Consider the following 9075-nt stretch of genomic DNA (forward strand, 5'->3'; position numbering starts at 1 on the left):
ATCTCCCTTCGGGCCGCGGGGAGAGGGGATGATTGGAGGGCGAGCTGGGTGCCAAAAGCGCCCGCTCATCCCCAAACCCTCCCAAGGAAAGCAACGGCAGCATTCCTGGTCAACGTGGAAGCAGTGATCTGATCGTTACCCCTCGGAGTGGCTACGACGATGAACTTCACTGAGTGGGAAAAGGGAGGAAACCGATGCGGGTGATCCGGGGAGGTGTGATCCTGCTCGCCGGTCTGGTCCTGGTGGCCTGTCAGCGCTTTTCTCGTGAGGTGGGAGGCACCCCACACAGCGAAGGGAACCCGAACCGGGGGGAGCTCACGGTGGCGGCGGCTGCCGATCTCCGGATCGCGATGGAGGAGTTGGTGCGGGTCTATCGGGATCGGACAGGGGTCCGGATCACCGTAAGCTATGGTTCCAGCGGACAGCTGACCCAGCAAATCGAGAACGGCGCGCCCTTCGATCTCTTTCTCTCCGCGGATTGGGGATACATCGAGCGGCTCCGCCGGGGTGGTCACACCTTGCCCGGGACCGAGCAGCGCTACGCCCGAGGGCGTCTCGTCCTGGTCGCCTCGCCACGGCTCCCGAAACCCCCTCGTTCCCTCTCGGATTTGCAGGACCCGTCTATCCGCTACGTGGCCATCGCGAACCCGGATCATGCGCCTTATGGCCGGGCGGCTCGACAGGCCCTGGAGCACGTGGGGCTCTGGGAGGCGCTGCAGCCGAAGATCGTGTTCGGTGAGAACATCCTTCAAACCTTTCAGTTCGTTCAAACCGGCCAGGCGGACGCGGGCCTGGTGGCGTTGGCGCTTGTGCAATCTGGGGATATGCCCTGGGTGCTGATCCCTCAGGAATGGCACCAGCCCATCGATCAGGGCCTTGCTGTGCTCCGTCGAACGTCCCAGGAGTCCATCGCCCGAGATTTCGTGGCGTTTATCCTAAGCCCAGAGGGTCAGGCGATCTTGCGCCGATATGGATTCGAATCCCCAGGAGGATGATCCGTGGATTGGTTCCCATTTTTTCTTTCTGCCCGAGTGGCCAGCATGGCCACGGGGATCAATTTGGTGCTGGGGATCGTCATGGGATGGATCCTCGCCCGCAAATCGTTCCCTGGCCGGGATCTGCTGGGGAGCCTCGTGATGATCCCCCTGATCCTTCCCCCTACCGTCTTGGGCTATTATCTGTTGGTGGCGCTGGGTCGATCCAGCCCCATCGGTCAGGCCCTGGAGGCGTTAGGACTCCCGCTGGTCTTCACATGGCGAGGCGCAGTGGTCGCTGCGGCGGTCTCCTCGTTCCCCCTGATGGTCCAATCCTGTCGGGCGGCGTTCGAGGGTGTGGATCCCGAGCTTGAACAGGTCGCCCGGACGTTAGGCCGATCCGAATGGGGGGTGTTCTGGACGATCACCCTTCCGCTGGCGTGGCGGGGCATCCTGGCGGGCACGATCATGACCTTCGCCCGAGCGCTGGGGGATTTCGGCGCCACCCTGATGGTCGCCGGCAACATCCCGGGTCGAACGCAGACCTTGGCGATCGCGGTGTATGATGCGGTTCAGGCAAATGATCCCCAACGGGCGGGGATGTTGGTTGCCGCCCTCTCGATTTTCGGGATCCTCGCCTTGGGGGCGGTCCAGCGATTGGGCCGCCAGTATTTGTTGAGCAAAGGGCCGTAGGGGAGGGGGATGAAGAAATATTTCTGGGGCGGGCCGGGGGCCGAAGGCGCCCGGCTCGCCCCAACAAATCCCACGAGAAAACCCATTACAAAGTCGGAACCCATGCTGGAACTGGAGATCGCCCATACCTGGCCAGGTTTCGATCTTGAGCTCAACCTGACGGTCCGATCGGAGTTGATGGTGTTGTTCGGTCGATCGGGGGCTGGCAAGAGCCTGACCCTGCGGGCCGTCGCCGGGCTCTTTCGCCCCTCCTCCGGCCGCATCGTTCTCAACGGCCGCGTGGTGTTCGATTCCCGGTCCGGGGTGAATCTGCCCCCCCAGGCCCGACGGGTGGGTTATGTGCCCCAGGGGTATGCCCTTTTCCCCCATCTCACGGTCTTTGAGAACGTGGCCTACGGTCTCCGGGGCCGAGCGGAGGAGATCCGTCGTCGGGTGATGGAGTGGCTGGATCAGGTCGGCCTGGCGGATCTGGCGGAGCGGCGGCCGCATCAGCTTTCCGGTGGGCAACAGCAACGGGTCGCCCTGGCGCGAGCCCTCGCCATCCAGCCGGATGTCCTCCTTCTGGACGAGCCGCTTTCCGCCTTGGATGCGCCCACCCGTTCGGAGCTGCAGCGTTTGATCCAGAGGCTTCAGCGCCAGCTGGGCATCCCGGTTCTTTTCGTCACCCACAGTCTCGCCGAAGCGGCCTTTCTGGCCGACCGGATCGCCGTTCTGGAGAAGGGGCGGCTTCTCCAGGTGGGCCCCCCGAAAGACGTACTCCATCGCCCGGCCCGATTGGAGGTGGCCCATCTGGTTGGGGTTCGCAACCTCCTGCGCGGCCAGGTGCGGGCGGCGGATCCCGGAGGCCTGCGCCTGCAGGTAGGGGAGCGGGAGCTGCGAGCCCGTCCTAACCCATCGATCCCCTCGCTCCCCGTGGGGGCGAACGTTCTGCTCTGCCTTCGCGCCGAGCACATCGCCTTCGTCCGGCCTGATCGCCCGCCCCCTCCGGATCGCGAGAACCTGTTCGAAGGAGAGATCGTTGGGGAGATCGACTATGGCCTGGCGTGGGTGCTCTTCTTCCGGCTCCAAGGCCCTCGGTTAACGCCCGAGCGGGATTACGATCTGGAGATCGAGGTCCCGCCTTACATTTACGAACGGCTGGGCTTGGATCGGACCCGCTTCTGGACCATCGCCGTTCACCCGGAGTCCATCCATCTGATCCCGGAGGAGTCTTAACCCGAGGATGCAACGGGTAGTCTTCTCGAACGATGTGGATGATCCGAGGGCCTGGCGAATGCGGACTGCCCGATCCTACCATGTAGGAGCGCCCCTTGTGGGTACCCCACATTATGATACGGATGCCCCTCGTCGAGCAGGCACAAGGCCTGCCCAGGGCTTTTCAACGTTCTAGCCATCGGCAAGATCCTGCTTCTTGTTATGCCATCTTTGTTAGAACTTTGAAAGGCCCTGGCCTGCCTGATGGCGGTTGCCGGCCTTCAGGATCCCCGTTATAATTACTTGACGAGGTAAAAGCAATAGGCCACCTTAGCTCAGCCGGAAGAGCACCCGCCTCGTAAGCGGGGGGTCGCGGGTTCGAATCCCGCAGGTGGCTCTATTGATTTTCCACCGCTTCATGTTCGGGAATCTTTCATTCAAGGGGATCCCCATCCTACGGAACGCACCGGACGCTTCTCCAGGTTTCGGAGCCTCTGCGCCTTTCCGCCTGGGAGTTTGGTTGACTGGGCTTCCAGCTAGAGGGTGGATATTGCTGGCCAGCCCCTGGGGAGTCGCGATCCCGGGTCTTTTGTTAGGCCTGGGGTTCCTCTGGATGATCCTGGCCTCTCAGGCGCCATCCCCGGGAGATCCTGCTTACTGGAGCTGGGTGGCTCGCGCTCGTCTCCGCTTCGGCCCCCTCTTCGATCCGCTGGATCGCCTGGGTCTGTGGTCCCTGAGCGCAACGCCTGGCTGGCGGCTGCTCTGGGCGGCGCTGGGCTGGAGCTTCCTGGTTCATGCGATTGAGGCGGGCCGGGCCCGACGGACGATGGCGGCGCTCAGCTTTGCCCTACTGTTTTCCGCCGTGCTGGCGGGCAGCCTGGGGCGCTATCTTCCTCCGCCGCGTTCCTTCGTTTTGGCCCCGGGGGAGGGGCGATCGGTGGAAGGGTTCTGGCTGGCCCTGGAGGAGAACAGCCTCTCCATCTGGCGGCAGGGGGATCTGATCGGGCGGACCGTGTTCCGTGCGAACCTTCCGTTTCTCTTAGGGCCATATGGGGGGATTGCCCGGCGTAGCCATTCCGTGCTGGAGCTGGAAGCAAGGGGCCCTTCGGGTCCGCTTTCCCTGCAAGCCGCGTTGGACGCCCCGCCGGCTTCCCAATTGTTGTTGCATCCCTCCCCAGAGGGGGAAGCTTTCGCGGCGATCCCCGAGGCCCACTGGATCCTTCGGGTGAAGGATGGGCGATTCGTAACCCTTTTCGAGGAAGGAACAGGAACGGTGATTTGGCAGGAGGAATTGACCCGGATGGCGGATGGCCAGACGGTCGAGCGGGCCCTCCTAGGGGGCTACGTCCTGCGCTTCACCGCGCGCCCGGTTTACCGGTTGACCCTTTTCGCGCTCCCGGCCTTCTTCCAGCGTGCCCTCAGCCTGGGGATGGCCCTGATCGGGATATCGCTGATGGGAGGGACGCAGCTCCGAAAGACAGGCTGCTGGATGCGGAGGGCATGGCGCGCGGGCGACGGCCCATGACCAGCCCATGCCCTATGTCTTCAGTCCGGATCGCCGGCGTGTCTACGTTCGCCCCGATGCGTTAAGGAGCGGTTCGATCTCTCTTCCCCACAGCAGATTATGAGGAGCACTCCCGCCGCAAAGCACGAAGCGTCTTATCTCACGTCTCCGTTGCTAGGCGCCGAGAGCTGCATCATGTAACAAAGCAAGGGGAGAGGTGTTTTAATTTTGAACTCATTTTTGAGATCTTATAGGCCTTAGGGGATCTTCGGGGGTTGGAGCGTTGCCCTCGGCAGCCCAAGCAACAGAGTATCTGGGTTCCGGAGCTCTCAGGAGGGGAAGAAGATGGTGCGTGTGGTGATCACCGGGATGGGGGCGATCACGCCCTTGGGGAACGATGTCGAAACCTTTTGGCAGAACGTGGTGGCCGGTCGATCGGGGGTTGGGCCGATCACCTTGTTCGATGCCTCAGCGATGAAAACTCGGATCGCCGCCGAGGTTCGAGAGTTCGATCCCGAGGCCTGGTTTGGGCGCAAGGAAGCCCGTCGGATGGATCGTTACGCTCAGTTCGCCCTGGCAGCCACCCAGCAGGCGCTCCGGGACGCGCGGCTGGACCCCGCCCATGTGGATCGGGAGCGCGTGGGGGTGGTCCTGGGGACCGGGATCGGGGGGATCGGGGCACTGGTTCAAGGGGTGGAAACCTTGATGACCCGAGGGCCGGATCGCGTCAGCCCGTTCATGGTGCCGATGATGTTGGCGGACACCGCTCCGGGTATGATCGCCATCGCCTACGGATTCCGGGGCCCGAACATGGCGGTGGTCACGGCGTGCGCCAGCGGGACGAACGCGATCGGGGAGGCGATGAATCTCATCCGTCGCGGGGACGCCGATGTGGTCATCGCCGGCGGGGCTGAGGCGGCGATCTTGCCCATTTCGATCGCGGCCTTCAACGTGATGGGGGCCATCTCGACGCGGAACGAGGAACCGGAGCGCGCCTCGCGGCCCTTCGATCGAACCCGGGATGGCTTCGTGATGGGGGAGGGGGCGGGGATCCTCGTGCTGGAACGGCTGGAGCATGCGCAGGCCCGGGGCGCGCGGATCTATGCCGAGGTGGTGGGCTATGGGGCCTCGGCGGACGCCTATCACATCACCGCCCCGCTGGAGAACGGGGAAGGGGCCGCGCTGGCGATGCGCCGGGCCCTGGCGGATGCGGGCCTCTCGCCTCGGGATGTGGATTACATCAACGCCCACGGGACGAGCACGCCGCTCAATGATAAAAGCGAGACCCAAGCCATCAAGGCAGTCTTCGGCGAAGCGGCCTATGATGTGCCGATCTCCTCTACGAAGTCGATGATCGGGCATTTGCTGGGGGCAGCCGGCGCAGTGGAGGCCATTGTCTGCATCCGGTCCATCACCGATGGGATCATCCCTCCTACGATCAATTATGAGCATCCCGATCCCGAGTGCGACCTGGATTATGTACCGAACGTCGCGCGGCGCAAGCCGGTGCGGGTTGCGATGTCGAACTCTTTCGGTTTCGGCGGTCACAACGCCTGTGTGATCTTCCGGCGATATGAAGACGGCGCCCTATAGCCTTAGGAGCTACTGCTTCTTCCGGATTTGATTGTTGGATACGACGGGACCCGCTTCTAGGCCGTTGCCCTGAGGATTTGGGGGCTAGGGGCCGTCTGTTTTCCCTGTTGCATAGCCCAGAAACAAAGGTGGAGGTTAATTGTATGGCGCGTTACGCGCACATTGTGGGCTGGGGGATGGCCGTTCCCCAGCGGGTGGTGACGAACCGCGAGATGGCGCAGTTCGTTGAAACATCCGATGAGTGGATTGTGACGCGCACAGGGATTCGGGAGCGGCGGGTGGCCGGCCCTCAGGAGACCACGGCAACCCTGTCTATTATGGCCGCAGAGGAGGCCCTGACGGTGGCGGGAGTCTCCCCCCGTGATATCGATTTGATTCTGGTGGCCACGGTGACCCCAGAACATCTGTTCCCCGCCACCGCTTGTCTGGTTCAGGATGCCTTAGGGGCTTCGAAAGCCGGCGCTTTTGATCTCCTCGCTGGATGCTCCGGGTTCATCTACGGGCTGCATATGGCGGCGGCCGCGATCCGCGCTGGGACCCATCAAACTGCCCTGGTGATCGGAGCGGAGACCCTCTCCCGCATTGTGAACTGGCGGGATCGCAACACATGCGTGCTGTTCGGGGACGGGGCAGGGGCGGTGGTGTTGCAGGGGAGCGAGGCGCCGGGTGGGGTGCTGGCTTCGCTGATTCGAGCCGACGGCTCTGGAGGGGAGCTCTTGATTCTCCCCGCAGGCGGCAGCCGGCTTCCGATCTCCGAAGCGGTGGTGCGGGATGGTTGCCACTTCGTCCGGATGAACGGCCGTGAGGTCTTCCGGTTCGCGACCCGGGTGATGGAGAAGGCCACCCGGGAGGTGGTCGCTCAGGCCGGCCTGCGCCTGGAGGATATCGACTTGATCATCCCTCACCAGGCCAACATCCGCATCATCGAGGCCGCCGCCAGGGGGCTGGGGTTGCCGATGGAACGCTTCTTTGTGAACATCGATCGCTACGGAAACACCTCCTCTGCCAGCATCCCCATCGCGCTGTGCGAGGCGGCCCAGCAGGGGCGCCTGAAACCGGGGGATCGGGTGGCGATGGTGGCGTTCGGCGCCGGGCTGACCTGGGCCGCCGCCGTGGTCCAGTGGGGTGTCCCGCGCGCTCGCCCGCGGCCCATTTGGCTGGAGCGGCTGGTCCGGATCACACTTTACCTGCCGGCGCAGCTCCACTCGCGCCTGATGCGCCTCTGGCGCCGCTTCGATGCCTGGTTGAGCCGTATCCTCCGACAGGAAGGGGAGTGAGCGCTCCCGAGCTCTGACCCCCTCCTCTGCTGCCGGCGGGAAGTCGATGGGCCCGCTTGGCCCAGGACGTCGCCTGGGCTATGCTTCGCCCCGTAGATGTCGTGGTTGGAGGGAGAGGCTTCTCCGCCCACCCTCCGGGCATTCACGTCAGGGGTGAAGAGATGGATCCGCGACCGCGCACGAAGATTGTCTGCACCCTGGGACCCTCCACGGATCATCCGGAGATCTTGCGGGCGATGATCCGGGCGGGGATGAGCGTGGCCCGGATCAATTTCTCCCATGGGGACCACGCGGCTCACGCCCGCCGGATCGCCTTGGTGCGCCAAGTGGCCCAGGAGGAAGGCGCCATCGTCGCTCTCCTGGGCGACCTGCAGGGCCCGCGTTGGCGGGTCGGTGTCATTGAGGGCGGATACATCTCGATCGCTCCAGGCCAGCGGATCATCCTCACCACCCGGCCCGTCCCGGGCAGCCCCCAGGAGGTTCATCTCCCCCATCCGGAGCTGATCGCCATGGTCCGGCCGGGCCAGACCCTCCTGTTGGACGATGGGTTGCTGGAGTTCCGGGTGGAGGAGGCGAACGGGAGGGACATGGTCTGCCGCGTGGTGCGGGGAGGGACGTTGAGCTCTCACAAGGGGATCAATGCCCCAGGTCTGCCCCTCACATTGCCTGCCCTTACGGAGAAGGATCGCTTGGATATGCGGTTTGCGGTGGAGCAGGGGCTGGATTACTTAGCGCTCTCTTTCGTGCGCACCGCGGAGGATGTGCGTCAACTGCGGGTTCTACTGCAGGATTTGGGGGCTGCGATCCCGATCGTTGCCAAGATCGAGAAGCGGGAGGCGCTGGAGAACTTCGAAGCGATCCTGGAGGCAGCGGATGCGGTGATGGTCGCTCGGGGGGACCTGGGGGTGGAGATCCCTCCAGAGGAAGTACCGATCCATCAGAAGCGGATCATTCGCTTATGCAATCAGGCGGGCAAGCCGGTGATCACCGCTACCCAGATGCTCAACTCCATGGTAAGCCATCCCCGCCCGACCCGGGCGGAGGCCAGCGATGTGGCCAACGCCATCCTGGATGGGACCGACGCGGTGATGCTGTCGGCGGAGACGGCGACGGGGACCTATCCGGTGGAAGCCGTGCAGATGATGGCCCGGATCGCGCGGATTGCTGAGGAAGCTATGCCCCATCAGCAATGGCTGGATTTAATTGGAGAATCGGCGGGCGTTACCGAGGCGATCAGTCGCGCGACCGTGGAGATCGCTGAACGGATCGGCGCCCGAGCGATCGTCACCTCGACCATGTCCGGCTACACCGCCCGCATGATCGCCCGCCATCGCCCTCCGGTCCCGATCCTCGCCGTCACCCCGGTTCCGGCGACCTTGCGGCGCCTCGCCCTGGTGTGGGGGGTGCAACCGACCCTGATGCCGGCCGTGCGCAACACCGACGAGATGCTGGAAGCGGCTACCCAGGCGGCTCTTCAAAGCGGCTTGGCCCGGCCCGGGGATCTCATTGTGATCACCGCCGGTGTCCCCTTCGGACGCCCGGGCCATACCAACCTGTTAAAGGTGCATCGGATCGATTCGGGTTTGAGGCAATAACTCCCGGAATCCTGCGCGATACGCTTCGGTGAGGTTTTGTGATCCCCGAAGATTCTCCCGCAGCCCTTTGGAGTGTGGGGAAAGGGGACCATCTGCCTCCCCTACAGTACATCCCAGACAATGAACTGGTCGGAGGGTCAACGGCCCCCCAGTTTTGGATATTTCCCAAGCAATTCACGCCGAGGGCATCGCCCCTTTCACCCAAGGGGTTTCCTCATGGGGTGCGGGCCGCCGAAGGCGGCCCG

General features: G+C 64.0%; 7 protein-coding genes and 1 tRNA gene. All 8 read left to right on the forward strand.

Translation table 11 applies throughout. The annotated features are described in order from the left end of the window. The first annotated feature begins 194 nt into the window (after positions 1-194). The 8 genes from modA to pyk all read left to right on the forward strand — a co-directional run bounded on the left by modA (position 195) and on the right by pyk (position 8830). Positions 195-995 carry a molybdate ABC transporter substrate-binding protein gene (gene modA, locus ACFMO5_RS07520; RefSeq protein ID WP_376792137.1) on the forward strand — a complete coding sequence of 267 codons (801 nt, stop codon included), beginning with the start codon at positions 195-197 and terminating at the stop codon, positions 993-995. 3 nt (positions 996-998) lie between these two features. Beyond that, entirely contained in the window at positions 999-1667 is a 669-nt protein-coding gene (gene modB, locus ACFMO5_RS07525; protein ID WP_376792138.1) for a molybdate ABC transporter permease subunit, read from the forward strand. A gap of 102 nt (positions 1668-1769) precedes the next feature. After that, entirely contained in the window at positions 1770-2882 is a 1113-nt protein-coding gene (locus tag ACFMO5_RS07530) for an ABC transporter ATP-binding protein (protein WP_376792139.1), read from the forward strand. A 303-nt stretch (positions 2883-3185) separates the two neighbouring features. Then, a tRNA-Thr gene (locus ACFMO5_RS07535) sits at positions 3186-3258 on the forward strand. Between the two features lie 270 nt (positions 3259-3528). Beyond that, complete coding sequence (locus ACFMO5_RS07540; protein WP_376792140.1) at positions 3529-4386, forward strand: hypothetical protein; 858 nt, start codon at positions 3529-3531, stop codon at positions 4384-4386. Positions 4387-4710: 324 nt separating this feature from the next. After that, positions 4711-5958 carry a beta-ketoacyl-ACP synthase II gene (gene fabF, locus ACFMO5_RS07545; protein WP_376792141.1) on the forward strand — a complete coding sequence of 416 codons (1248 nt, stop codon included), beginning with the start codon at positions 4711-4713 and terminating at the stop codon, positions 5956-5958. A gap of 143 nt (positions 5959-6101) precedes the next feature. Beyond that, the gene (locus ACFMO5_RS07550) at positions 6102-7235 is read left to right on the forward strand and encodes a beta-ketoacyl-ACP synthase III (protein ID WP_376792142.1); all 1134 of its coding nucleotides are present in this window, start codon (positions 6102-6104) and stop codon (positions 7233-7235) included. A gap of 161 nt (positions 7236-7396) precedes the next feature. Then, on the forward strand, positions 7397-8830 hold the full coding sequence (gene pyk, locus ACFMO5_RS07555; protein ID WP_376792143.1) for a pyruvate kinase: 1434 nt from the start codon (positions 7397-7399) through the stop codon (positions 8828-8830). Positions 8831-9075: the final 245 nt, after the last annotated feature.

This window comes from Thermoflexus sp., assembly GCF_042408365.1.
Taxonomy (GTDB): domain Bacteria; phylum Chloroflexota; class Anaerolineae; order Thermoflexales; family Thermoflexaceae; genus Thermoflexus.